Source organism: Pseudomonas sp. DY-1 (assembly GCF_003626975.1).
Classification (GTDB): Bacteria; Pseudomonadota; Gammaproteobacteria; order Pseudomonadales; family Pseudomonadaceae; genus Metapseudomonas.
On the sequence record NZ_CP032616.1, the window covers coordinates 4,476,118 to 4,500,590 of the forward strand.

Genomic DNA, 24,473 nt, shown 5'->3' on the forward strand with positions numbered 1-24,473 from the left:
ACGGAGGTCTTGGGGCTTGCCGCCGCTGTGGCTATGCTAGGCGGCATTCGTGCTGAGGATGACCCTGGTGAAAAGACTGACTGCATTGCTGCTGGCACTGACCCTTCCCCTGCTGGCAGTGGCCAATGAGAAAGAAGAGCCCAAGGAAGGTGAGGCACCCAAGGTCGCCTATATCGATCTGGTGCCTTCCCTGGTCGGCAACTATGGCCCCGGCCCTCGCCTGAAGTACTACAAGGCCGATGTTTCCCTGCGCGTCTCCGGCCCCGAGGCGCAGGACAAGGTGACTCGTCATGAGCCGCTGATCCGCAATCAGTTGGTGATGCTGTTCTCCCAGCAGACCGACGAGAGCCTGGCCTCCTCCGACTCGAAGGAAAAGCTTCGCCAGGAAGCCCTCAAACAAGTGCAGCAGGTATTGCACAGCGAAGAAGGCGAGCCACTGGTGGACGACCTGCTGTTCAACAATCTGATCATTCAGCCCTGACCTTTCTCCCACAGGCAGGTGCGATTGCGCCCTTCGTGCTTGGCCCGGTAGAGCGCGGCGTCGCTGCGTGATACCAGGCTGTCGGGCTGCTCTTCGCGGGCCGGGTCAGAGACGGCGATGCCGATGCTCAACGTCAGCAGCCCCTCGGGACTGCCGGGGTGCTCGATCTGCAGTTCCGCCACGTGCGCCATTACCCGTTCGGCAACATGTCGTGCGCCGTCTTCGGCGGTGTTGGCGAGGATGATGGCGAACTCCTCCCCGCCGTAACGGCAGGCCACGTCACCTTCACGTTGCAGGCTCTGCTGGAGCGCCTGGGCGACCTGGCGCAGCGCATCATCGCCCGCCTGGTGACCAAGTTGGTCGTTGAACGCCTTGAAGTGATCCACATCCAGCATCAGCAATGCCAGCGGCGCACCGAGGCGGCGCAGGCGGCGCCACTCACCGTTCAACTGTCGGTCGAAATAGCGCCGGTTGTATAGCCCGGTCAGGCCATCCAGCTGAGAAAGTCGCTGCAGGCGCGCCTCCAGTTCCAGTCGCTCGCGATTGTCGCGAGAGACGCCGATCAGGTAGTCGCGACCATTCTGACTCACCAGTTGCGCACTGATTTCCGCTGCCTGGAGGCTGTCATCGGCGCGGCGCATCTCGCGCTGGAAAATACCCGAGTTGCCATCCCGGCGAGCCTGGCGCACCAGCTCCAGCCAGGTGTGGAAGCCGGGCATGAGTTGCTCAGGATCTTCCTTGAGTAGCTGGCGAAAGGTTTCGGCGCTGTAGCCGAGGCTCGCGTAGGTGGCGGGGTTCATGTGCAGGATCTCGCGATTGGCGAGATCGAAGATGAACAGGCCGTCATGGCTGGAATCGGTCAGGTCGAGTACCAGTTGCAGGCGTTCGCGGCTGTCACGCAGATCCTGCTCGGCGTGTTCGCGCTGGCTGACTTCTTCGTTCAGGCGCCGATAGCCGATCTGTAGCGCGCTGGCGCGACGGGCATTCTCCAGCGCCAGGGCGAGGGCGGCGACCAGTAACAGGCTGGTGAGCAGGCCGGCGCCGAGGACGACTTGGGGCAGCGGCGAGCTGAGCTGTTCCACCAGTTTGGCGGTCGGGGAGAGCTGCAGGGCGAAGTTGCTGTTGTTGAGCAGGTGCAGCGGAACGCGCTGGCTGAGGCTGTTCAGGGTTTCCGGTCGCTGCTGGAGGTAGATGGCTTGACCGGACTCCAGCAACTGGACGCTGAAGTCGCGATTGTCGAGGCTGCCGAGCAGCGCATCCATCAGCGATTCGACGCGGAATACGCCCTGGAGGAAGCCATCGAAGGTGCGGCTGCCCTGCTCGTTGCTGATAAACAGCGGGGTGTAGAGGATGACGCCACGTCCGCCCTGAACCAGGGCAAAGCTGTTGGACATCTGCGGTTCACCGCTGGCCTTGGCCTGCATGGCGAGATTGAAGTTGGGATGAATGCGCGTCAGGCGGAAACCAATAGCCGCCTCGTTGCCTTTTTCCGGCATGACCCAGCGCATGCGTAGGTCTTCTCCCATCCACTGGATCGACTGGTAGCCAGGAAAGTGCTCCAGGGCAAAACGGACTTCCAACTCCCATTCGTCTCGCGGAAGCCGGCCCTGGTGGTTCCATAGGATGGCAATGCGCCGCAGACCCTCGACCTCGTCAATCAGGTTGTTTTCCAGTTCGGCGGCCAGGGCGCGCGCCTGATAACCGACGCGCTCACGAATGCGCTCCTGATGGGCATCTTCCAGCTGCTTCCAGAGCAGCAGGCTGGTACCGCACAGCGCCAGGAAGAGCAGGGCGAGTGTCGTTCGGACCAGCCAGGCGGGATGAGAATGCGGCATGGGGGTGCCCCAGTGGATTCCTCTCCGTCATAGCACAGGGCCATGCCCGACTCAACGAAGGGCGAGTACTCCAGCCCATTCTTCTTCTGTCACTGGCATCACCGACAGGCGACTGCCCTTCTGTACCAGGGCCATGCCGGACAGCACCGCCTGCTCGCGCAACAGGCCGAGGGGGATGACTCGAGTGAAGGCCTCGACGAACTCCACGTCCAGGGCGCTCCAAGGATTCTTCTCGGCGTTCGCTTTGGGGTCGTGGTAATGGCTTTGTGGGTCCAGGGCGGTGGGGTCCGGGTAGGTCTCCCCGGCGATTCGCGCGATGCCGGCGACGCCCGGTTCGGGGCAGCTGGAGTGATAGAAGAAGAACAGTTCGCCCGGACGCATCGCGCGCATGAAGTTGCGCGCCTGGTAGTTGCGCACGCCATCCCAGCGCGCCTTGCCCAGGCGCTGCAGGTCATGGATGGAAAGTTCGTCCGGTTCGGATTTCATCAGCCAGAAAGGCATGAACTTTGCTCCTGTACGTTCGTCCTTAATTGGGGCATCCAAGCTTGAAGACCGGCCGACGGCCGGTTGGCGTCATAAATTGCGTGTTCGCTCACGTTGCCGGAGAATGCCGCGCTTTAAGCTGCTGCTACCGTTCGGTCCAATCAAAACAACAACTCGCCATCGGTCATCGCGCGAAGTTTGCCTGCAAGGGGGAGGCAATCGATGAAACGCAAGCCAGACATCCTCTGGGTATTGGTCATTATTTTTGGTCTGGGTGTCGTTACCACTGGTTACACGCAAAGCCTGTGGGAACGTCAGAGCAACGCGCCCGTCAACCTGACCCAACAGCCCTGATTCTACTCGGCCGGCATCGCAAGGATCGCGATGCCGCTGCCAGTGCTCTTCAGTACCAGCCCTTGTCCGTTACGGTCGCCTGCAGGACGACGTCCCAGCTGGCGAGTTCCAGCCTGTCCACCTTCTGGCATTCGTGCGCCAGGCCCAGCAGGGTCGGTTTGCGCCATTGGTGACGGCGCGTCAGATAGGCCAGGCTACGGTCGTAGAAGCCGCCGCCCATCCCCAGGCGTCCACCTGATTCATCGAAGCCCACCAGCGGCATCAGGACCAGATCCAGTGCCCAGACCTTGCGCTGCTGCGCCGGATTGGCGCGAGGTTCGAGGATGCGGAAGCGGTTCTTCTTCAGGCGTTCACCCGGCAGCAGACGCTGGAAAACCATTTTCTCCCTGGGCCAGGCATTGAGTACCGGCAGGTAGGCTTGCTTGCCCCGGCGCTGTACTTCGCGCAGTAGCGGACGCGGATCGATCTCGCCATTGGTTGGCAGATAGAGGGCAATGTGCCGGGCGCGCCGGAACAGGGGGGCCTGTGCGAGTTGTCGGTACAGGGCCTTGGCGGCGTGCTTCTGCTGGAGGGGGGTAAGTGCGCGGCGGGCCTGGCGGAGCAGGCGGCGCAAGCTCTGGCGGGAATGGGAACCGGCGCAGATCATGAAGAAAATAGACTCCCCGGTCGTGCCGCTGTCGGGTTAGCCCTTGAACCCGAAAGTTCAAGGTGGAGGCTGCAGGAGGCGTTAAGGCTTTCCGTCAGGCGGACATGCACACCGGCCTCAACTTGCAACCCCCGTGGTTGCATTTATCGGCTCAGGGACATCACCGACTGGCCAACACACCAGGGAGCTGGCGGCGAGTATACCCCAAGAACCGTTCAGGAAACTGCTATGCGTCGGTCCGACAGCGTCAAAAAACGCCAGAAAGCGTCAGTTTGTCGCGGCCGGACGATGCTCAGGCCTGCTGCGCGTCGGGGTCGGCGGCCAGGGCGTGGTCAACGCGCTCAAGCAGGTCGCGGACCCGCTCACGAGTGGACGTGGCCTCCTGGTCCAGACGCTGCTGCTTGTGCAGCAGATCATGGGTGATGTTCAGCGCGGCCATTACGGCGATGCGGTCGGCACCGATGACTTTCCCGCTTGAACGTATCTCGCGCATCTTGCCGTCGAGATAGCGGGCAGCGCTTTCAAGGTTGGCGCGCTCGTCCGCAGGGCAAGCGATGCAGTATTCCTTATCGAGGATTTGGACGGTGACGGTGTTGGACTGGGTCATGAATCCTGCTCCAGGGCTTTCAGGCGCGAAATCATCGCTTCGACCTTGAGCCGGGCCATTTCGTTCTTTTCGATCAGATGAGCGCGTTCTTCGCGCCAGGCCTTCTCGCTGGCAAGCAGGAGCCGGTTCTGGGCCTTGAGCTGCTCTACACGCTGGATCAGCAGTTCCAGCTTGGCTGTCAGTGCATGCAGTTCGGCGTCTTCCATGGGCGTCTACTTGGTGAGGAGTGACCGGGACTATATAGGACTGACACGGGAAAGGGTCAAACCCGCAGGCGACGGTGCAAATTGTCGCATGCCCGTAGATAGGGCCCGGTGGACGGGCGGCCAATGCTGCCTTCGCCGCGCCAGGCTGCTAGGATACGAGGCCGTCATTCTAGTGATTGCGCCCTCTGGCGCCTAGCCACCCTTATGTCCAGTTCGAATTCTCCCTACAACGCTTTCGCCGCGCTCCTCGCCTCCGCTGGCCAGCCGGTTTCCCCCGCCGAATTGCACGGCATGCTCTTGGGGCGCAGTTGCGCCGGTGCCGGTTTCGAGCCGGAACCCTGGCTGGAGGATGCCGCCGAATTACTCGGTAGCGCCCCACAGGACAATCTGCGCCAGGCCCTGATCGGCCTGCAGGAAATGGTCAAGAGCGAACTGACCGGCACGGAGATGGCCGTGGTCCTGCTGCTGCCCAGCGACGAAGCGCCGCTGGCCGAGCGGGCCGCTGCCCTCGGCCAGTGGTGCCAGGGCTTCCTGGGTGGGTTCGGCCTCACCGCCCGTGAAGGCGCACTGTCCGGCGAGGCCGTCGAAGTGCTTCAGGACCTCGCCTCGATCGCTCAGGTGCAGAGCGCCCTGGAAGAATCCGACGACGGCGAAAGCGACTATATGGAGGTGATGGAGTACCTGCGCGTCGCGCCCCTGCTGCTCTTCGCCGAATGCGCCAGGCCCGCTGCGCCGGCTGCCAAACCCTCGTTGCATTGACCCGAGTGGCGGGCATTCGCCCGCCCTGAAGGAGCGCGCATGACCCGTATCCCCAAGGCCGAATACGCCCGCCGCCGCAAGGCGCTGATGGCGCAGATGGAAGCCAACAGCATCGCCATCCTGCCCGCCGCGCCCGTGCATATCCGCAACCGCGACGTCGAGCACGTCTATCGCCAGGACAGCGACTTCCAGTACCTCAGCGGTTTTCCCGAGCCGGAAGCGGTGCTGGTGTTGATCCCTGGTCGCGAGCACGGCGAGTACGTGCTGTTCTGCCGCGAGCGCGATCCGGAGCGTGAACTCTGGGACGGCCTGCGTGCCGGTCAGGACGGTGCCACCCGCGATTTCGGCGCCGACGACGCGTTCCCCATCGGCGACATCGACGACATCCTTCCCGGTCTGATTGAAGGGCGCAGTCGCGTCTACTACTCCATCGGCACCAACACCGAGTTCGACCAGCACCTGATGGAGTGGGTCAACACCATCCGCTCCAAGGCCCGTCAGGGCGCTCAGCCGCCGAAGGAATTCGTCGCGCTGGATCATCTGCTGCACGACATGCGCCTGTACAAGTCGGCGGCTGAAGTGAAGGTCATGCGCGAGGCCGCCGAGGTTTCCGCCCGCGCCCACGTGCGCGCCATGCAGGCCTCCCGCGCCGGCCTGTACGAATACCACCTGGAAGCCGAGCTGGAATATGAATTCCGCAGGGGCGGCGCGAAGATGCCGGCCTACGGCTCCATCGTCGCCGCCGGCAAGAACGCCTGCATCCTGCACTACCGGGAGAACGACGCCCTGCTGAAGGACGGCGACCTGGTGCTGATCGACGCCGCCTGCGAGCTCGATTGCTATGCCAGCGACATCACCCGCACCTTCCCCGTCAGTGGCCGCTTCAGCCCTGAGCAGAAGGCCATCTACGAGCTGGTGCTGAAATCCCAGGAAGCCGCCTTCCTCGAAATCGCCCCCGGCAAGCATTGGAACGAAGCCCATGAAGCCACCGTACAGGTCATAACCTCCGGTCTGGTGGAGCTGGGCCTGCTCAAGGGCGACGTCGACGAGCTCATCGCCTCCGAAGCCTACAAGGCCTTTTACATGCACCGTGCCGGTCACTGGCTGGGCATGGACGTGCACGACGTCGGCGAATACAAGGTCGGTGGTGAGTGGCGCGTGCTGGAGCCCGGCATGGCGATGACTGTCGAGCCCGGCATCTACATCGGCGCCGACAACCAGGACGTACCGAAGAAGTGGCGCGGCATCGGCGTGCGCATCGAGGACGACGTCGTGGTGACGAAGACCGGCTGCGAGATTCTCACCGGCGGCGTACCCAAGACCGTGGACGAAATCGAGGCGCTGATGGCCGCTGCACGCAGCCAGGCCGCCTGACATGCATCACTGCCAAGTTGCGATCATTGGCGGCGGCCTGGTCGGCGCGAGCCTCGCCCTGGCGCTGCAGGATGGTGCTCGGGCGCGGGGTTGGAAGATCCTCCTGATCGAACCCTTCGCCCCTGGCAACAGCTTCCAGCCCAGCTACGACGCCCGTTCCTCTGCGCTGTCCTTCGGCAGCCGGCAGATCTACGAGCGCCTCGGACTCTGGCAGGCCATTGCGCAGCGCGCCGAGCCCATCCTGCAGATCCACGTTTCCGATCGCGGACGTTTTGGTGCCGCGCGCCTGGCTGCCCTTGAAGAAGGCGTACCGGCCCTGGGTTACGTCGTGGAGAACGCTTGGCTGGGCCAATGCCTCTGGCAGGCGCTGGACGAGGATGTGGTGACCTGGCATTGCCCGGCTGAAGTGGTCGGCATGAAGGCGCTGGAAGGTGGATACCGCCTGACCCTGAATGACGAAACCCAGATCGATTGCGACCTCGCGGTACTGGCCGATGGCGGTCGCTCCGGGCTGCGTGAGCAACTGGGCATCGGCGTGCGTCGCACTCCCTATCGACAGACTGCTCTGATTGCCAACGTCAGCCCGCTGGAAGCCCATCGTGGCCAGGCGTTCGAGCGTTTCACCGACGAGGGCCCCATGGCCCTGCTGCCGCTACCGGAAAATCGCTGCGCGCTGATCTGGAGCCGCCCGGGCGATGACGCCGAGCGCCTCGCCAGGCTGGATGAGCGGCGCTTCCTCGACGAATTGCAGGACGCCTTCGGCTACCGCCTGGGGGCCTTCCAGCAAGTCGGCGCGCGTCACCTCTATCCGCTGGAACTGATCGAAGCCGAGGAGCAGGTGCGCTCCAGCCTGGTGGTGCTGGGCAACGCTGCCCACAGCCTCCACCCCATCGCCGGCCAGGGTTACAACTTGTCCCTGCGAGACGCCCAGGCATTGGCCGAGGCATTGCTGGCCAGCGGCAAGCCCCTTGGCGATCTGGTCACTCTGCAGAACTACCTGCAGCGCCAGCGCCTGGATCAGAACCTCACGGTGGGTTTCTCCGACCAGGTGACCCGTCTCTTCTCCAACGCCGAACCGCTGCTGACTGCCGGACGCAACCTGGGCCTGCTCGGCCTCGACCTGCTGCCGCCGGCCAAACGCTGGTTTGCCCGCCAGGCCATGGGCCTGGGCACTCGCCCGGACTGACCGGGTGTGCCTTACTCGGACACACAGGGAGCCTCAAGGCCTGATATGGAATTGCGCGCGGATCTGATCATCGTGGGTGCCGGCATGGTCGGCAGTGCCCTGGCCCTGGCGCTGAAGGACAGCGGCCTGGACATCCTGCTGATCGATGGCAGCCCACTCAGCGTCAAACCCTTCGACCCGGCTGCCGCCTTCGAACCGCGCGTCAGCGCCCTGTCCGCCGCCAGCCAGCGCATCCTCCTGCGCCTGGGTGCCTGGCCCGGCGTCCTCTCGCGGCGCAGCAGCCCCTATTCCGAGATGCATGTCTGGGATGGTTCCGGTACCGGGCAGGTCCACTTCTCCGCCTCTAGCGTGCATGCCGAGGTGCTGGGCCACATCGTCGAGAACCGTGTGATTCAGGACGCCCTGATGGAGCCCCTGCACGACAGTGGCATTGGCCTGATGCCCGGCGCGCGCCTGGAACGCCTGCGCCGTTCCGGCGACGACTGGTTGCTGACGCTGGTGGATGGCCGCGAACTGCGCACTCCTCTGGTGGTGGCTGCGGATGGTGCCAATTCCGCAGTGCGCCGTCTCGCTGGCTGCGCGACCCGTGAATGGGATTACCTGCACCATGCGATCGTCACCAGCGTGCGCTGCGCCGAACCGCACCAGCGCACTGCCTGGCAGCGATTCACCGACGACGGCCCGCTGGCCTTCCTTCCCCTCGAGCGTGACGGCGAGCACTGGTGCTCCATCGTCTGGTCGGCGACCCCGGCCGAGGCCGAGCGCTTGATGGCCCTGGACGAGGCCGGCTTCTGCAGTGAACTTGGCCGGGCATTCGAATGGCGTCTGGGCGAGGTACTGGGTGCCGATCCGCGTCTTTGCATCCCGCTGCGCCAGCGCCACGCCAAGCGCTATGTGGAGGAAGGTCTGGCCCTGATCGGCGACGCCGCTCACACCATCCACCCGCTGGCGGGGCAGGGGGTCAATCTCGGCTTCCTCGACGCGGCAGTGCTGGCCGAAGTCCTTCAGCATGCTGCCGGCCGGGGCGAGCGCCTGGCCGACGAGCGCGTGCTGGGTCGTTTCGAGCGTCGGCGCATGCCCCACAACCTGGCCATGATGGCGGCGATGGAGGGCTTCGAGCGCCTATTCCAGGCCGATCCGTTGCCCCTGCGCTGGTTGCGCAACAGCGGCCTGAAATGGGTGGATGGCATGCCCGAGGCCAAGGCGCTCTTCGTGCGTCAGGCCCTTGGCCTGTCCGGTGACCTGCCTGACCTGGCGCGCGCCTGAAACCTGTTCTTTTCCAGCTCGCAGAGTCGAGCAGGTTCTGGGGCTTCGTCTTTCGGAGCGCATGAATACATACGCCGACATATAAACCCTTAGAGTTCACAACTGAGGTTGACTATCATTCAGCCTTTGTCGTCATCACAAGAGGCTCCTGCAATGCGGGTAAGTAAGTCCCTTCTCGCGCTTCTCGCGCTGTTCGCCGCCGCTGCTTCGGCCCAGGCCGCCGATGAAGTGGTGGTCTATTCCTCGCGAATCGACGAGCTGATCAAGCCGGTGTTCGATGCCTACACCGCCAAGACCGGTGTGCAGATCAAGTTCATCACCGACAAGGAAGCTCCGCTGATGCAGCGGATCAAGGCCGAGGGTGACAACGGCGTAGCCGACCTGCTGCTCACCGTGGACGCCGGCAACCTCTGGCAGGCCGAGCAGATGGGCATCCTCCAGCCATTCACCTCGCCAACCATAGATGCCAACATTCCGCCCCAGTACCGATCCGGCAGCCATGCCTGGACCGGCCTGTCTCTGCGCGCGCGGACCATCGTCTACTCCACCGAGCGGGTGAAGCCGGAAGAACTATCCACCTACGAGGCGCTGGCCGACAAGAACTGGGAAGGCCGCCTCTGCCTGCGTACCGCGAAGAAGGTCTACAACCAGTCGCTGACCGCCACCCTGATCGAGACCCATGGCGCGGCCAAGACCGAGGAAATCCTCAAGGGTTGGGTGAACAACCTGGCCACCGACGTCTTCGCCGACGATAACGCCGTGATTCAGGCCGTGGATGCCGGCCAGTGCGACGTCGGCATCGTCAACACCTACTACTACGGCCGCCTGCACAAGGCCAACCCGGAACTGCGCGTGAAAATTTTCTGGCCGAACCAGGCTGACCGTGGCGTCCACGTCAACCTTTCCGGCGTCGGCGTGACCAGGCATGCGCCGCATCCGGAGGCCGCCAAGGCCCTGGTGGAATGGATGACCACCGATGAGGCGCAAGCCTTGTTCGCCGGCATCAATCAGGAGTTCCCGGCCAATCCGAAGGTCAAACCGTCCGAGGAAGTCGCCGCCTGGGGCAGCTTCAAGGCTGACACCATCCCGGTGGAAGTCGCCGGCAAGCGGCAGGCCGAGGCCATCAAGATGATGGACCGGGTCGGCTGGAACTGATCCACCGCTCTACCGCTATACTCGACGCCCCGGCCCGCCCGGGGCGTCCTGTTTCGATCCCCGAGAGGTTTGCGTGGCCCATCCCGCCCAGCGTCGCTGGTATCCCATCAGCTTTGCCGTCGCCGTCCTGGTTCTATTGCCCCTGAGCGTCCTGCTGCTGTCCTGGGGAGAGGTGGATGGGGAAATCTGGTCCCACCTGTGGGAAACCCAGATGCCACGTCTGCTGGGTAATACCTTGGTGCTGGTCACCGGCGTGTCGGTGGGCGTGACCGTGATCGGCGTCAGCCTGGCCTGGCTCACCAGCCTTTGCGAATTCCCGGGCCGGCGCTGGTTGGACTGGGCGCTGATGCTGCCCTTCGCCGTTCCGGCCTACGTGCTGGCCTTCGTCTTTATCGGCCTGTTCGACTTCTCCGGCCCGGTACAGACCCTGCTCCGCGAGTGGTTCGGCACTGGCCTGCGGCTACCCCGGGTGCGCTCCACCGGCGGTGTGATCCTGGTACTGGTGCTGGTCTTCTATCCGTACGTCTACCTGCTGGCCCGCGCCGCTTTCCTGGCCCAGGGCAAGGGTTTGATGGAAGCCGCCCGGGTTCTCGGGCAATCACCCTGGCAGGCCTTCTGGCGCGTCGCACTGCCCATGGCGCGACCGGCCATCGGTGCCGGCCTGGCCCTTGCCATCATGGAGACCCTGGCGGACTTCGGCGCCGTGGCCGTCTTCAATTTCGATACTTTCACCACCGCTATCTACAAGACCTGGTACGGCTTCTTCAGCCTTTCCAGTGCCGCCCAGTTGGCCAGCCTGCTGCTACTCGGGGTCTGCCTGGTGCTCTACGGCGAGCGCCGTGCCCGTGGCGCCAGCCGCCCGGCCAGCGAGCGACCGCGAGGCAAGGCGCTGTATCACCTGCACGGGGTAAAGGCCCTGGCGGCGACCTTCTGGTGCTCGCTGGTGTTCGCCTGCGCCTTCGTCATTCCCATGCTGCAGCTCCTGGTGTGGTTCTGGCAGCGTGGCCGCTTCGATCTCGACGAGCGTTATGCCGGGCTGATCCTGCACACCCTCTATCTCGGTGGCATGGCGGCCTTGCTGACCGTGTGCGTGGCGCTGTTGCTGGCTTTTGCCCGACGCCTGGCCCCGACGCGTCCGGTGCGCGCCGCGGTGGGCCTGGCCAACCTCGGCTACGCGCTGCCGGGCTCGGTGCTGGCGGTGTCCATCATGCTGGCCTTCAGTTACCTCGACAGCCACCTGGTGATTCCCCTCTCCGGCTGGCTTGGCGGTGCCGGCAAGCCGTTGCTGATGGGCAGCCTCGGCGCCTTGTTGCTGGCCTACCTGGTGCGCTTCATGGCGGTGGCCTATGGACCGCTGGAAAACGGCCTGGCGCGCATCCGTCCGTCGCTTCCGGAAGCCTCGCGCAGCCTCGGCGTTGGCGGTCCGGCCCTGTTCTTCCGGGTCTATCTGCCGTTGTTACTGCCCGGCACCCTGAGCGCCGCACTGCTGGTGTTCGTCGACGTGCTCAAGGAAATGCCCGCTACCCTGCTGATGCGCCCCTTCGGCTGGGACACCCTGGCCGTGCGCATTTTCGAAATGACCAGCGAAGGCGAATGGTCCCGCGCCGCGCTGCCGGCCTTGACCCTGGTGCTGGTCGGCCTGATGCCGGTGATCGGCCTGATACGCCGTTCGGCACGACGCTTCGGCCACTGACGCCGGATTCGAAGGCGCGCCGAGGCCCGGGCGAGACAGCTCGCGATGCCAATTGGCCTGCTCGCGGGGCCGGTATCTGCTGACGGGCGGCTGGAGTGTCCACTGCCCCACCTTGCGGCTACAATGCGCGCCATTCGTTGCGGCCCACCCCCGCCGCGGCAGCGGATGAACCCGCTCCCAAGGCCGCCGCATCCTCGCCAAGCCCGGAAGGAGAAACCCATGGGACAGCGCACTCCATTGCACGACCAGCACGTCGCGCTGGGAGCCAAGATGGTCGATTTCGGTGGCTGGGACATGCCACTGCACTACGGCTCCCAGGTCGAGGAGCACCATCAGGTGCGCCGCGATTGCGGCGTATTCGACGTCTCCCACATGACGGTGGTGGATGTTGCCGGCAGCCAGTCCAAGGTCTGGCTCCAGTACCTGCTGGCCAACGATGTGGAGCGCCTGCAAGCCCACGGCAAGGCACTTTACAGCGCCATGCTCGACGAGCAGGGCGGGGTGATCGACGACCTGATCGTCTACGTAACCGACTTCGGCTACCGCCTGGTGGTCAATGCCGCTACCCGTGACAAGGACCTGGCCTGGATGCAGGCCCGCAGCCAGGGCTTCGACATCAACCTGACCGAGCGCGCCGACCTGGCCGTGCTCGCCATCCAGGGCCCCAGTGCTCGTGCCAAGGTGGCAGAGCTGCTGAGCACCGAACGCGCTGCGCTGATCCACGAACTCAAACCTTTCCAGGGCCTGCCCGATGGCGACTGGTTCATCGCCCGTACCGGTTACACCGGCGAAGACGGCCTGGAAATCCTCCTGCCCGCCGACCAGGCCGCTGGCTTCTTCAATGAACTGGTGGGTGCCGGCATCGCCCCCATTGGTCTCGGTGCCCGTGACACCCTGCGTTTGGAGGCTGGCATGAACCTTTATGGCCAGGACATGACCGAGGAGACCTCCCCGCTGGTTTCCAATATGGCCTGGACCATCGCCTGGGAACCCGAGTCCCGCAACTTCATCGGCCGTCAGGCCCTGGAAGCCGAACGCGCCGCCGGCGTGGCGAGCAAGCTGGTCGGACTGGTGCTGGAAGAGCGCGGCGTGCTGCGCGCCCATCAAGTGGTGCGTGTGGAAGGTGTCGGCGAGGGTGAAATCACCAGCGGCAGCTTCTCTCCGACCCTGAACAAGTCCATCGCCATGGCGCGCGTGCCGATGGCCACCGGCGACCGCGCCGAGGTGGAAATCCGCGGCAAGTGGTTCCCTGTTCGCGTCGTTCGACCGAACTTCGTGCGCAATGGCAAAGCCTTGATCTAAATTTTCAGGCGGGCCATCCGCCACAGACTCTGAGGAATTCGATATGAGCAACATCCCCGCTGAACTGCGTTACGCCCCCAGCCACGAGTGGGCCCGTCTGGAAGCCGATGGCACCGTTACCGTGGGCATCAGCGACCATGCCCAGGAAGCCCTGGGTGACGTGGTCTTCGTCGAACTGCCGGAAGTTGGCAAGACCCTGGCCGCTGGTCAGGAAGCGGGCGTGGTGGAGTCGGTGAAGGCCGCTTCCGATATCTACGCGCCGATCAGCGGCGAAGTGATCGCCGTGAACGAAGCCGTGAGCGACGCCCCCGAGAGCGTCAACAGCGATCCGTATGGTTCCTGGTTCTTCAAGCTCAAGCCCAACGACGCGGCCGATCTGGACAAGCTGCTCGACGCAGCCGCCTACAAGGCAGCTGCCGACGCCGATAGCTGATTCACCCGCTATCCTTCAAAAAGCCTCGCTAGTCGAGGCTTTTTGTTTTTTCGATGAGGCCAAACGAGGTTCTGCCCATGTCCCAGATGCCCTCGCTGTCGCAGCTCCAACAGCCCGATGCTTTTCTTCGCCGCCACCTGGGGCCGGACGATGCGGAGCAGCAGGCGATGCTGGAGGCCCTCGGCCTCACCAGCCGCGATGAGCTGATTGTGCAGACGGTGCCGCCGGCGATCCGCCTCAATCGGCCCCTGGAGCTGCCGCCGGCGCTGGACGAACAGCAGGCACTGGCCAGGTTGCGCGGCTATGCCGAGCAGAACCAGCTGTGGACCAACCTCATCGGCATGGGCTACTACGGCACTGTCACCCCCACGGTGATCCTGCGCAATGTGCTGGAAAGCCCCGGCTGGTACACGGCCTACACCCCTTATCAGCCGGAAATAGCCCAGGGCCGGCTGGAAGCGTTGCTGAACTTCCAGCAATTGACGATCGACCTCACCGGGCTCGATCTCGCCAGCGCTTCCCTGCTGGACGAGGCCACTGCCGCCGCCGAAGCCATGGCCCTGGCCAAGCGGGTGGCGAAGTCGAAGAGCAACCTGTTCTTCGTCGACGAAGACAGCCATCCGCAAACCATCTCCGTGGTGCAGACCCGCGCCGATGCCTTCGGCTTCGAGGTGGTGGTGGACCATGTGGATAACCTGGCTCGGCACCAGGTATTTGGCGCGCTGCTGCAATACCCGGACACCCATGGCGAAATCCGTGATCTGCGCCCGCTCATCGAGCACTTGCATGGCCAGCAGGCGCTGGCCTGCGTCGGTACCGACCTGCTCAGCCTGCTGCTGCTCACGCCACCCGGTGAACTGGGCGCCGACGTGGTGTTCGGTTCGGCCCAGCGTTTCGGCGTGCCCATGGGGTACGGCGGGCCGCATGCCGCGTTCTTCGCTACCCGCGACGACTTCAAGCGCGCTATGCCGGGCCGGATCATCGGCGTCTCCAAGGATGCGCGGGGCAACGTCGCCCTGCGCATGGCCCTGCAGACCCGCGAACAGCACATCCGCCGTGAGAAGGCCAATTCCAATATCTGCACGGCCCAGGTGCTGCTGGCCAACATCGCCAGCTGCTACGCCGTCTACCACGGTCCGGAAGGGCTGAAACGCATCGCCCAGCGTGTCCACCGGCTCACCGCGATCCTCGCCGAAGGCCTGGCGCGTCGGGGTATCAAACGTGACAACCAGTACTACTTCGACACCCTTACCCTGGATGTCGGCGGCAGCCAGACCGCCGTCATCGAATCCGCCAAGGCGGCGCGCATCAACCTGCGCATCCTCGGCCGCGGCAAGCTGGGGGTCAGCCTCGATGAAACCTGCACGGCGGAAACCGTGGAGCAGCTGTTCTGCATCTTCCTCGGGGCCGACCACGGCCTGTACGTCGCCGAGCTGGACGAAGCTGTGCTGGTCCCTGGAATCCCGGCGGAGCTGTCCCGCAGCAGCGACTACCTCGCCCACCCGGTGTTCAACGCACATCACAGCGAAACCGAGATGCTGCGTTACCTGAAGCAGCTGGAGAACAAGGACCTGGCCCTGAACCAGGCGATGATCCCGCTGGGCTCCTGCACCATGAAGCTCAACGCCACCAGCGAGATGATCCCCATCACCTGGCCGGAATTCGCCAACCTGCACCCCTTCGCACCCCGCGAACAGGCGCTTGGCTACAAGCTGATGATCGATGAGCTGGAGGCCTGGCTCTGCGCCATTACCGGTTTCGATGCCATCTGCATGCAGCCCAACTCGGGCGCCCAGGGCGAGTACGCCGGGCTGCTCGCGATTCGCCGTTACCACGAGAGCCGTGGCGAGGGGCATCGCAACATCTGCCTGATCCCGGCATCCGCCCACGGCACCAACCCCGCGTCGGCGCAGATGGCGAGCATGCGGGTGGTGATCGTCGAGTGCGATCCGGAGGGCAACGTCGATCTGGAAGACCTCAAGCGCAAAGCTGGCGAGGCTGGTGGTCAACTGTCCTGCCTGATGGCCACCTATCCCTCGACTCACGGTGTGTACGAGGAGGGCATTCGCGAGATCTGCGAGGTTATCCACAGCCACGGTGGTCAGGTCTACATGGACGGCGCCAACCTCAACGCCCAGGTCGGTCTGGCACGGCCGGCGGACATCGGTGCCGACGTGTCGCACATGAATCTGCACAAGACTTTCTGCATTCCCCACGGCGGCGGTGGACCGGGCATGGGGCCGATCGGCGTCCGCGCACACCTGGCGCCCTTCGTCGCCAACCACCCGGTGATCGAGCTGAAAGGACCGAATCCCGAGAATGGTGCGGTCAGCGCGGCGCCCTGGGGCAGCGCGAGCATCCTGCCGATCAGCTGGATGTACATCGCCATGATGGGCCCGGAGCTGGCCGATGCCACCGAAGTGGCCATTCTCAGTGCCAACTACCTGGCGCGCCAGCTCGGCGATGCCTATCCGGTGCTCTACAGCGGCCGAAATGGCCGGGTGGCCCACGAGTGCATTCTCGACCTGCGTCCGATCAAGGCGGAAACCGGCATCACCGAAGAAGACGTGGCCAAGCGCCTGATGGACTACGGCTTCCACGCACCGACCATGAGCTTCCCGGTGCCCGGCACCCTGATGGTTGAACCCACCGAGAGCGAGAACAAGCACGAACTGGATCGTTTCATCGAGGCGATGCTGAGCATTCGTGCCGAGATCGCCAAGGTGCAGGCGGGAGACTGGCCGGCCGAGGACAATCCGCTCAAGCGCGCGCCGCACACCCTCGCCGACGTGACTGGCCACTGGGAGCGGCCCTACAGCATCGAAGAGGCCGTCACGCCAACTGCTCACACGCGGGCCCACAAGTACTGGCCAACGGTGAACCGGGTGGACAACGTCTTTGGCGACCGCAATCTGTTCTGCGCTTGCGTGCCGGTCGGAGATTATCGGGAGTAGCGGGGAATCGAGTTTTTTAGGAGCGAGCTCTGCTCGCCAAAGGCTTGGTGCAAGCTTCAGATCGCGAATGAATTCGCTCCCACAGGACAGAACCTTGTGGGAGCGAATTCATTCGCGAAACATTACTCCTCGGTAGCGAGGATCGCGTTGGCCAGTTCGCTGTCGCTGGCCTTGATATCCGGGTGTTCGCTGCGGATGCGCTGCAGCGCAGCTTCAAGGTACGGGCCGCGGATTTCGCCGCCACTGGCGACGAAGCTGCTGGCATCGTCGCGTGCTGCGACTATCAGCTTGTCGTCCTTGAAGGTCAGGTAAGTGGAAGCGGTGGTAGCTCCGGACGAGATGACATCGCGCCAGAAGTCACCGTCGGCCATGGCCGAACCAACTGGTAGGGCGACCAGGGCGAAGGCGGCTGCATACAGACGAGTGCGCATTGCGTGTTACTCCGTTCTGGGGTGGACCTGAAGATTCAGATTCGGCCGTCCACCCCGGAGTTCAAACTGTTCGCCAGTCGGTCATGGCTCCTTGCCAGCCTCGTCACTCCCGCCGCAACGCGGGGTCGTCAGGGTTCTGCTGCTCCAGCTCCGCCAGCAACGCCTGGACCTTCTGGATTTGCCCGGCTTCGCGCCAGTAGTTGATCAGCGCCAGACGCGCTTCGCGGTTGGCCGGGTCGCGCTCCAGCAGTTCCTCCAGGCGATGACACGCCACTTCGAGCTGGCCGCTGTCGTGCAGTGCGACGGCGTACACGTAGTCGTACTGGCTGTTCTTCGGCTCCAGCCGGACCGCTTCGGCAAAGGCCTTCAGGGCCGCCTGAAGATCGCCCTTGCGCACCAGCATCAGGCCATTGGCATAGTGCAGCAGCGCCGACTCGGGGTGTTCCTTCAGGCCTTGTTCGAGCAGGGCGCGACCTTCCTCCCAGCGGAAATTGCCATCCAGCCACTGCACCAGGGCGACCAACGCCGGCAGGAAGCTCGGGTCGCGCTGCAGCGCGGTGCGCAGATGCGGCTCCACGGCGCCGGAGCGGCCATTGGCCTGGTACAGCATGGCCAGATTGAGATTCGCCTCGGCGCGTTCCTGCAGGCGCAGCTGCACGGCTTCGTACTCTTCAATGGCCTTGCTCCAGCTCGACTCGTAGTTGCCCAGCCCCGTGCTGTGCATGCCCAGCAGGGCGTAGGCGGCGGCGATGCGCACGGCGCGCACCGGGTCGCTCAGCAGCGGCGCCAGCACATTGCGGCGCTGCTCCGGCGGAACAAGGGCCGCCACGGCCTTGATTGCTGCCTCACGCACCTGCGGTGCGGGGTGGGTCAGGTCACGGGCTGCGGCCTTGAGGGCGCGCTCGCTGGGATAGGTGGGCAATTCGGCCAGCAGGGTGGCGCGGCGAATGGCCGGTAACCCCTGTGTTTCCAACTGCTGAAACAGCGCTCGCGAAGCCCCTGGCCTACCGTTGCGGATCAGCCACAGGCTCTCGTCGTAGCGCGGCGCGACGACCTTGCTCTCGCCATACCAGAGGCGGAACTGCTCGGCGACCTGGTCGCCCGGTTGCTCGCGGTGGCAGCCCAGGCAGGCATCCGTGGTGCCCAGGCGCAGGGCGCGGGCGGGGTTGGGCAGGGTGAAGCCGTGGTCATGACGATAGTCGTTGACCATGAAGAACTTGCCCGGCATGTGGCAATCCACGCACTGGGAGCCCGTCTGGCCGGGGTTGTGATGGTGGTGTTCGGGAGACTCGTAGTTCTTCGCCTTCAGGCCCTGGCCGTCGATGCCCTCGATGCCGGCCTTGCCGGAGGGGTTGTGGCACTGCAGGCAGACGCCATTGCCCGAGGCCTTGAGCGAGGTGCTGTGGGGGTTGTGGCAATTGCTGCAGCGCACACCCTTGGCGAACATCTTGCTCTGGGTGAAAGCACCGTACTCGAACACCTCCTCCTTGATCTTGCCGTCGATCTCGTAGAGCTCGCGGGTCAGTGCGCTGGGCAGGTAGTCGTCCATCAGCCTGCGTTCGCTGTGGTAACCATCGTCCAGCGGCGCGCGGCGGGCATGGCAGCGGGCGCAGGTCTCCACTTCCCTGATCTTGTCGCTCGTGGCGAGGTCGTAGGCGAAGCCGGCATTGGCGGCACGGTTCTTCTTAGCGACCCACTCCATGTGCTTCGAAGCAGGGCCATGGCAGGCCTGGCAGCCCACTCCGAGGCTGTTCCAGTGGCTGGTGAAGCGATCCGCGGCGGGGTCGAATGCGCGCTTGAAACCGGTGGTGTGGCACTCCACGCACATGAAGTTGGCGTTCTGCTGGGGATTGCTCCAGTGCAGCGGGTCCTTGAAGTCCACGCCCTGGCCCGGGTAGAGGTGGAACCAGGCGCGTTTTTCCACATCCCAGGCCACGCCCAGGGCCTGGAGGCGGCCACCAGGAACCTCGATCAGGTACTGCTGTAGCGGCGCGACGCCGAAGGCATAGGCGACGCGGAAATCGGCTGGCTTGCCATCGGCTCCGGGAACGTTGATCCAGAAGCCGCCGTCCTTGCGGAAGAAGCGGGTGGTTTCCTTTTCGTCCTTGAAGCTGGCGTCGTTGAAATCGCCAAGCACGCTGCTGTCGGTGGCGGCCTGCATCGCCAGTTGGTGATGGCTGCCTTGCCAGTCTCTGGCCTGCTGGGTGTGGCAGCCGGCACACTGGCCCTCGTCCACCAGGCTGGCGGGCTGGGTGCTGGCTGTGGGAGGCGGTTTCATGCCCGGCAGCCCGCCAGCGCCGCCCGCGATGTACAGCCAGGCTCCCAGGCTGATCAATAGCAGCAGACCCGCCAGGACGGGATAGACAGGGCGCCGTACCGGTTCGGGCGGCGCCTTCTTTTGGTGCTTCGTCATGCAGACATCCGCTGTGCTGGCGAGCGTGTTTCACGGTGGCGTGCAGGTTCCGTGAATGTCCCGGAGCCCGTCAAGGCTACATGTCGTTCCCGGCTCAGCGATAGCGAATGACAATGCCCTTCAGCTTGCGACCCTGGATGGTCTCCACATCCCGCGCCCAGAGCGGTCCGCTGACATAGGCCGCCACCGGCTGGATGCGGTCATAGACCACCACCACGGCCTCGCCGCCTATCTCCGCGGCCTCTTCGCGTAGTTTCTGTTCGATCTCCGTGACCGGGGGCGGCGGCTCGGTGCTGGCGTCGACCACGACTTCGCCGAGGCGGTCATGGGGGCGGGCAGGTTCACGGCGCAGTACTTCCACACCGGCTGGGTCGGTAGGTGCGGCATGGGGCGTGCCGACGTATTCGGTGGTCTGCGCATCGATGTTGGCGCAGGCGGCAAGCAACAGCAGGAAGCCCGCGGCGAGCAGCGGGCGCAGGTGCTGGGTAGATGACATGATGGAACTTCCTTCGCGATCGCCAGGAAGCCTAGCTGGTGATAGGCGGCCTGCCCGCACTGGGCAGGCCGGGAGCATCAGACCGGCTCCACCTTCAGCAGCACGCCGTCCTGGCCGACGACGCGGACCTGGCTGCCGGCGGGCAGGTCGGGGCCGGACACCAGCCAGACGGAATCGCCGGCGCGAATCTTGCCGCGACCGCCGCTGATGGCTTCATGCAAGGCAAATTCGCGGCCCACGAACTCGTAGCCGCGACGGTTCAGACCTGGCTGGTCTGAGACCTTGGCGGCGCTGCGCTGACGACGCCACCAGAACACCGCAGTGAGGATGGAGAGGACGCCGAACAGCAGGAACTGGATGGCCCAGTGCAGTTCCGGGGCGATGAAGGTGATCACTCCGACGCAGGCTGCGGCCACGCCTATCCACAGCAAGTAGCCGCCGGCGCCGAAGACTTCGAGTATCAGCAGCAGGGTGCCGAGGGCCAGCCAGTCCCAGTAGGTCAGGTGCTGGAGGTAATTCCACATCGGTTCAGCCCTTCTTGCCGTCGAAGGTGGCGCGGACGATTTCGCCGATGCCGCCCACGGCGCCGATCACCTGGCTAGCTTCCAGGGGCATCAGTACCACCTTGCTGTTGTTGGCGCTGGCCAGTTTGCCCAGTGCCTCGACGTATTTCTGCGCGACGAAGTAGTTCACCGCCTGCACGTTGCCGTGGGCGATTGCGTCCGATACCACGCGGGTCGCCTCCGCTTCGGCCTGGGCGGCGCGCTCGCGCGCCTCGGCTTCAAGGAAGGCGGCCGTACGCTCACCTTCAGCCTTGAGGATCTGGGCTTGCTTCTCGCCCTCGGCCGTGAGGATTTCCGCCTGGCGCCGGCCTTCGGCTTCCAGCACCTGCGCGCGTTTCAGACGCTCGGCCTTCATCTGGCTGGCCATGGCTTCCACCAGATCGGCCGGCGGGCTGATGTCCTTGATCTCGATACGGGTGACCTTGATGCCCCAGGGCGCCGTGGCCTCATCGACCGTGCGCAGCAGGCGCTCGTTGATCGCGTCACGCTGGCTGAGCATGGCGTCAAGTTCCATGGAGCCGAGCACGGTGCGGATGTTGGTCATCACCAGGTTGCGTATGGCGTGTTCCAGGTCGTTGACCTCGTAGGCCGCCTGGGCGGTGTTGATCACCTGGAAGAAGCACACGGCGTCGATGGTGACGATGGCGTTGTCGGCGCTGATGGCTTCTTGTGGGGGAATGTCCAGCACGCTTTCCATGACGTTGATCTTGCGACCGATGCGGTCCATCACCGGCACGATGATGTTCAGGCCGGGTTTGAGCGTGTTGGTGTAGCGGCCGAAGCGCTCCACGGTCCACTCGAAGCCTTGTGGTACGACCTTGAAGCCCATGAACACGATTGCGATCGCAAGGGCAACGAAGAGGATGACGACACTGCCGATTTCCATGGGAATTGCTCCGTTTGCTGGCTATATGTCCTGGCGGCTGAGGCCCCGCTAGCGCGATTGCGCCGGAGGGATTTCAGCAGCCGGATAGCATTTCATTTCTGCTCGCTTTGTGGCGTGACCCGCAGCACTTCTTCGATGGTCGTCAGGCCCGAGGCGACTTTCTGCGCCCCGGACAGGCGCAGGCTGCGCATGCCTTCCTTGAAAGCGGCTCGACGTAGGGCGATCAAGTCGGTGTCGGCGGTGATCAACGGTTTGACCGCATCGGACAGCAGCATGATCTCGTAGACCCCGGCCCGACCGCGGTAGCCGGTGTCGCGGCATTCCAGGCAACCGACGGCACGGTGCGCTCCCGTGGGCAACGGCGCGCTCCAGGGTTTGGTCAGGCTGCTCCAGTCTTCTTCGCGAAGCTCCATCGGTGCCTTGCAGTGCGGACAGAGGGTCCGTACCAGACGTTGGGCCATGACCCCGAGCAGGGTGGCACGCAGCAGGTAGTAGGGCACGCCCAGTTCCAGCAGGCGGGTAATGGCGCTGGGGGCGTCGTTGGTGTGCAGGGTGGAGAGCACGAGGTGGCCGGTCAATGCGGCCTGGATGGCCATTTCGGCGGTCTCCAGATCGCGGATCTCGCCGACCATGATGATGTCGGGGTCCTGCCGCATCAGCGCGCGCACGCCACTGGCGAAGGTCAGGTCGATGTTGTGCTGCACCTGCATCTGGTTGAAGGCGCCCTCGATCATCTCGATGGGGTCTTCGATGGTGCAGACGTTCACCTCGCTGGTGGCCAGCTGCTTTAGGGTGGTGTAGAGCGTGGTGGTCTTGCCCGAACCGGTGGGGCCGGTGACCAGGATGATGCCGTTGGGCTGGTTGGTCATGCTCTGCCAGCGGCGCAGGTCGTCCTGGGAGAAGCCGAGTTGGTCGAAGCTCTTCAGCAGCACCTCGGGGTCGAAGATCCGCATCACCATCTTCTCGCCGAAGGCCGTTGGCAGCGTGGAGAGGCGCAGCTCCACTTCGCCACCATCCGGGGTCTTGGTCTTGACCCTGCCGTCCTGGGGCTTGCGCTTTTCCGCCACGTTCATGCGTCCGAGGCTCTTGAGGCGGCTGACCACCGCCATGGTGACCTGGGGCGGGAACTGGTAGACGGTGTGCAGCACGCCGTCGATGCGGAAGCGCACACTGCCCTGTTCGCGACGTGGCTCGATGTGGATATCGCTGGCGCGTTGCTGATAGGCGTACTGGAACAGCCAGTCGACGATGTTGACGATGTGTGCATCGTTGGCGTCCGGCTCCTGCTCGCTGGAGCCGAGCTTGAGCAACTGCTCGAAGTTGCCGACACCGCTGATCTTCTGGTCCAGCGCGCTGGCGCCGCTGACCGACTTGGCCAGGCGATAAAACTCCAGGGTGAACTTCTGGATGTCGATCGGGTTGGCCACGACCCGTTTGATCGGGCGCTTGAGCACGTGGGTCAGGTTGCTTTCCCAGCTCTGTACGAAGGGCTGGGCGCTGGCGATTGTCACCGCTTCGCTGTCGGCGGCCACGGCGAGAATCTTGTGGCGCTGGGCGAAGGCGTAGGACATCAACGGGGTGATGGCGGCGACATCGATCTTCAGCGGGTCGATACGCAGGTAGGGCTGGCCGGCATGCTCGGCCAGCCAGTGGCTGAGGGTTTCCAGGTCGAGTTTCTTGCCTGGGCGCTTGAGGTCATCCACCTGCTGGCTGGCCAGGAACTCCAGCGGATGCTGCTGGTTGTTCACCGCGCTTCGGCGAATGGCCAGGCAATGCTCTGCCTGGTCCTGGCTCAGGCGGCCCTGGGATACCAGTTCGCGCATCAGGTCGTTGAGATCCAGCCAACGGTCCTGGGCGGGTGAGGCAAAGGCGGACATGCAAGCTCCTCGGTCACGCTGCTCAGTCTGGAAGAGTAGTCAAACGCTCTTCACGCGGGACGGCAAGCATGCCCGAATTGCCATCATTCGGCTAAGAGCCGCATCAAGTAATGGCGAACGGTTCCAACTCCACCGAGAAGACACTGACCAGCGAGCGCATTTTCTGCGCGATGACCTCGGCCCGGTGCGGGGTCAGTCCGGGCTGGCGCAGCTGGACCAGCAGGTTATCGCCGAGTCGGTTGACCTCCAGCCAGTGCGGTACCAGTTGCAGCTGGGCGAAGAAGGCAAGCAGCCGGCCGAGGATGTCCGCTTCCGCCTCGGCGAGGATGGCGAATTGCATTTCGCGGGCCTGGAGCTGGGCGGTGTGCGGGTGCCAGTGGTCTTCACGGGCGACGGGGGCGGACTGGAGGCTGAGCATGCTGGATTCCTCGGTGGGGACGCCGATAGTTTTCCAGCCTGAAGTGGGTTTTTTCTGCCTGAATCGTGCGGGCGGGCGTCATCTTTGGATAAACTTTCCGGGTAATCAGTTTAATCTGGAAATTTTATGTCCATCACCCTGGATGCCTACGACAAACGCATTCTCGACCTGCTGCAGGAAGATGCGAGCCTGTCCACCGCGGAGATTGCCGAACGGGTTGGGCTGTCCCAATCACCTTGCTGGAGACGCATCCAGCGCCTGAAGGATGAAGGCGTGATTCGCCGCCAGGTCACCCTGCTGGATCGGCGCAAGATCGGTCTCAACGCGCAGATCTTCGCCCAGGTGAAACTCAACGCCCACGGTCGCTCCAACCTCACCGAGTTCGCCGAGGCCATGCGTCAGTTTCCCGAGGTGCTGGAATGCCATGTGCTGATGGGCGCAGTGGACTTCATGCTGCGCATCGTCACCCGCGACATCGAGGCCTACGAGCGCTTCTTCTTCGAGAAGCTATCGCTGGTGCCGGGAATACAGGAGGTGAACTCGATCGTCGCGTTGTCGGAGATCAAATCCACCACCAGCTTGCCGGTGGGGCAGGGGTAAGAAAGCCTGTGGGGGCGATTTCAATCGTCAGGGGCAGCAGCGCAGTCGGCCTATC

24 protein-coding genes and 1 other RNA gene are annotated in these 24,473 nt (G+C 64.3%); 12 read left to right on the plus strand and 13 right to left on the minus strand.

The features are described from left to right. Window positions 1-67 precede the first annotated feature (67 nt). Entirely contained in the window at window positions 68-481 is a 414-nt protein-coding gene (locus D6Z43_RS21140) for a flagellar basal body-associated protein FliL (RefSeq protein ID WP_120655324.1), read from the plus strand. Here D6Z43_RS21140 and D6Z43_RS21145 read toward each other — a convergent pair. Beyond that, complete coding sequence (locus D6Z43_RS21145; RefSeq protein WP_120654007.1) at window positions 472-2,316, minus strand: diguanylate cyclase domain-containing protein; 1,845 nt, start codon at window positions 2,314-2,316, stop codon at window positions 472-474. The two genes, D6Z43_RS21140 and D6Z43_RS21145, sit on opposite strands and share 10 nt — an antisense overlap. A 51-nt stretch (window positions 2,317-2,367) precedes the next feature. Then, on the minus strand, window positions 2,368-2,817 hold the full coding sequence (locus tag D6Z43_RS21150; RefSeq protein ID WP_120654008.1) for an EVE domain-containing protein: 450 nt from the start codon (window positions 2,815-2,817) through the stop codon (window positions 2,368-2,370). Window positions 2,818-3,021: 204 nt separating this feature from the next. Here D6Z43_RS21150 and D6Z43_RS28425 point away from each other — a divergent pair, with 204 nt between their 5' ends. Continuing rightward, window positions 3,022-3,153 (plus strand): hypothetical protein, encoded by a 132-nt coding sequence (locus D6Z43_RS28425; RefSeq protein WP_016495303.1) that lies wholly within the window; start codon window positions 3,022-3,024, stop codon window positions 3,151-3,153. Between the two features lie 49 nt (window positions 3,154-3,202). On the opposite strand, the gene D6Z43_RS21155 is transcribed toward D6Z43_RS28425, so the two are convergent. The 4 genes from D6Z43_RS21155 to D6Z43_RS21170 form a co-directional block, all read right to left on the minus strand. Next, window positions 3,203-3,799, minus strand: coding sequence for a 5-formyltetrahydrofolate cyclo-ligase (locus D6Z43_RS21155; RefSeq protein WP_120654009.1), 597 nt, complete (start codon window positions 3,797-3,799; stop codon window positions 3,203-3,205). A gap of 9 nt (window positions 3,800-3,808) precedes the next feature. Then, window positions 3,809-3,988: non-coding RNA, 6S RNA (gene ssrS, locus D6Z43_RS21160), on the minus strand. A 103-nt stretch (window positions 3,989-4,091) separates the two neighbouring features. After that, window positions 4,092-4,406: a cell division protein ZapA gene (locus D6Z43_RS21165; RefSeq protein ID WP_077525606.1), complete on the minus strand. Its 315-nt coding sequence runs from the start codon at window positions 4,404-4,406 to the stop codon at window positions 4,092-4,094. After that, window positions 4,403-4,612 carry a TIGR02449 family protein gene (locus D6Z43_RS21170; protein ID WP_028626819.1) on the minus strand — a complete coding sequence of 70 codons (210 nt, stop codon included), beginning with the start codon at window positions 4,610-4,612 and terminating at the stop codon, window positions 4,403-4,405. Before D6Z43_RS21170 ends, D6Z43_RS21165 begins: the two co-directional genes overlap by 4 nt. Before the next feature lie 204 nt (window positions 4,613-4,816). On the opposite strand from D6Z43_RS21170, the gene D6Z43_RS21175 reads away from it, so the two are divergent. From D6Z43_RS21175 to gcvP, 9 genes are all read left to right on the plus strand, one after another. Then, window positions 4,817-5,371 (plus strand): YecA family protein, encoded by a 555-nt coding sequence (locus D6Z43_RS21175; protein ID WP_120654010.1) that lies wholly within the window; start codon window positions 4,817-4,819, stop codon window positions 5,369-5,371. A 39-nt stretch (window positions 5,372-5,410) separates the two neighbouring features. Further along, window positions 5,411-6,745: a Xaa-Pro aminopeptidase gene (pepP, locus tag D6Z43_RS21180; protein WP_120654011.1), complete on the plus strand. Its 1,335-nt coding sequence runs from the start codon at window positions 5,411-5,413 to the stop codon at window positions 6,743-6,745. A 1-nt stretch (window position 6,746) separates the two neighbouring features. After that, entirely contained in the window at window positions 6,747-7,931 is a 1,185-nt protein-coding gene (gene ubiH, locus D6Z43_RS21185) for a 2-octaprenyl-6-methoxyphenyl hydroxylase (protein ID WP_120654012.1), read from the plus strand. A 51-nt stretch (window positions 7,932-7,982) separates the two neighbouring features. After that, window positions 7,983-9,197 carry a 2-octaprenyl-3-methyl-6-methoxy-1,4-benzoquinol hydroxylase gene (locus D6Z43_RS21190; RefSeq protein WP_162945909.1) on the plus strand — a complete coding sequence of 405 codons (1,215 nt, stop codon included), beginning with the start codon at window positions 7,983-7,985 and terminating at the stop codon, window positions 9,195-9,197. A 153-nt stretch (window positions 9,198-9,350) separates the two neighbouring features. Next, the gene (locus tag D6Z43_RS21195; RefSeq protein WP_120654014.1) at window positions 9,351-10,352 is read left to right on the plus strand and encodes an extracellular solute-binding protein; all 1,002 of its coding nucleotides are present in this window, start codon (window positions 9,351-9,353) and stop codon (window positions 10,350-10,352) included. Between the two features lie 73 nt (window positions 10,353-10,425). Continuing rightward, a complete protein-coding gene (locus D6Z43_RS21200) occupies window positions 10,426-12,045 on the plus strand; it encodes an iron ABC transporter permease (RefSeq protein ID WP_120654015.1) in 1,620 nt (539 codons plus the stop codon). A 219-nt stretch (window positions 12,046-12,264) separates the two neighbouring features. After that, window positions 12,265-13,347: a glycine cleavage system aminomethyltransferase GcvT gene (gene gcvT / locus D6Z43_RS21205; protein WP_120654016.1), complete on the plus strand. Its 1,083-nt coding sequence runs from the start codon at window positions 12,265-12,267 to the stop codon at window positions 13,345-13,347. 43 nt (window positions 13,348-13,390) lie between these two features. Then, window positions 13,391-13,780, plus strand: a complete 390-nt coding sequence (gcvH, locus tag D6Z43_RS21210) for a glycine cleavage system protein GcvH (RefSeq protein WP_120654017.1) — start codon at window positions 13,391-13,393, stop codon at window positions 13,778-13,780. A gap of 77 nt (window positions 13,781-13,857) precedes the next feature. Next, complete coding sequence (gcvP, locus tag D6Z43_RS21215; protein ID WP_120654018.1) at window positions 13,858-16,734, plus strand: aminomethyl-transferring glycine dehydrogenase; 2,877 nt, start codon at window positions 13,858-13,860, stop codon at window positions 16,732-16,734. Between the two features lie 122 nt (window positions 16,735-16,856). On the opposite strand, the gene D6Z43_RS21220 is transcribed toward gcvP, so the two are convergent. From D6Z43_RS21220 to D6Z43_RS21250, 7 genes are all read right to left on the minus strand, one after another. After that, a complete protein-coding gene (locus D6Z43_RS21220) occupies window positions 16,857-17,165 on the minus strand; it encodes a DUF2388 domain-containing protein (RefSeq protein WP_120654019.1) in 309 nt (102 codons plus the stop codon). 103 nt (window positions 17,166-17,268) lie between these two features. Next, window positions 17,269-19,578 (minus strand): tetratricopeptide repeat protein, encoded by a 2,310-nt coding sequence (locus D6Z43_RS21225; protein WP_120654020.1) that lies wholly within the window; start codon window positions 19,576-19,578, stop codon window positions 17,269-17,271. A 94-nt stretch (window positions 19,579-19,672) separates the two neighbouring features. Continuing rightward, on the minus strand, window positions 19,673-20,074 hold the full coding sequence (locus D6Z43_RS21230) for a hypothetical protein (RefSeq protein WP_120654021.1): 402 nt from the start codon (window positions 20,072-20,074) through the stop codon (window positions 19,673-19,675). Window positions 20,075-20,151: 77 nt separating this feature from the next. Next, on the minus strand, window positions 20,152-20,598 hold the full coding sequence (locus D6Z43_RS21235; protein WP_120654022.1) for an NfeD family protein: 447 nt from the start codon (window positions 20,596-20,598) through the stop codon (window positions 20,152-20,154). A 4-nt stretch (window positions 20,599-20,602) separates the two neighbouring features. Then, window positions 20,603-21,523: an SPFH domain-containing protein gene (locus D6Z43_RS21240; protein ID WP_120654023.1), complete on the minus strand. Its 921-nt coding sequence runs from the start codon at window positions 21,521-21,523 to the stop codon at window positions 20,603-20,605. Window positions 21,524-21,615: 92 nt separating this feature from the next. Beyond that, window positions 21,616-23,400 carry a GspE/PulE family protein gene (locus tag D6Z43_RS21245; RefSeq protein ID WP_120654024.1) on the minus strand — a complete coding sequence of 595 codons (1,785 nt, stop codon included), beginning with the start codon at window positions 23,398-23,400 and terminating at the stop codon, window positions 21,616-21,618. Window positions 23,401-23,503: 103 nt separating this feature from the next. After that, a complete protein-coding gene (locus D6Z43_RS21250; protein ID WP_120654025.1) occupies window positions 23,504-23,818 on the minus strand; it encodes a hypothetical protein in 315 nt (104 codons plus the stop codon). 126 nt (window positions 23,819-23,944) lie between these two features. Between D6Z43_RS21250 and D6Z43_RS21255 the strand changes: the two genes are divergently transcribed. Beyond that, entirely contained in the window at window positions 23,945-24,418 is a 474-nt protein-coding gene (locus D6Z43_RS21255) for an Lrp/AsnC family transcriptional regulator (protein WP_120654026.1), read from the plus strand. Window positions 24,419-24,473 lie beyond the last annotated feature (55 nt).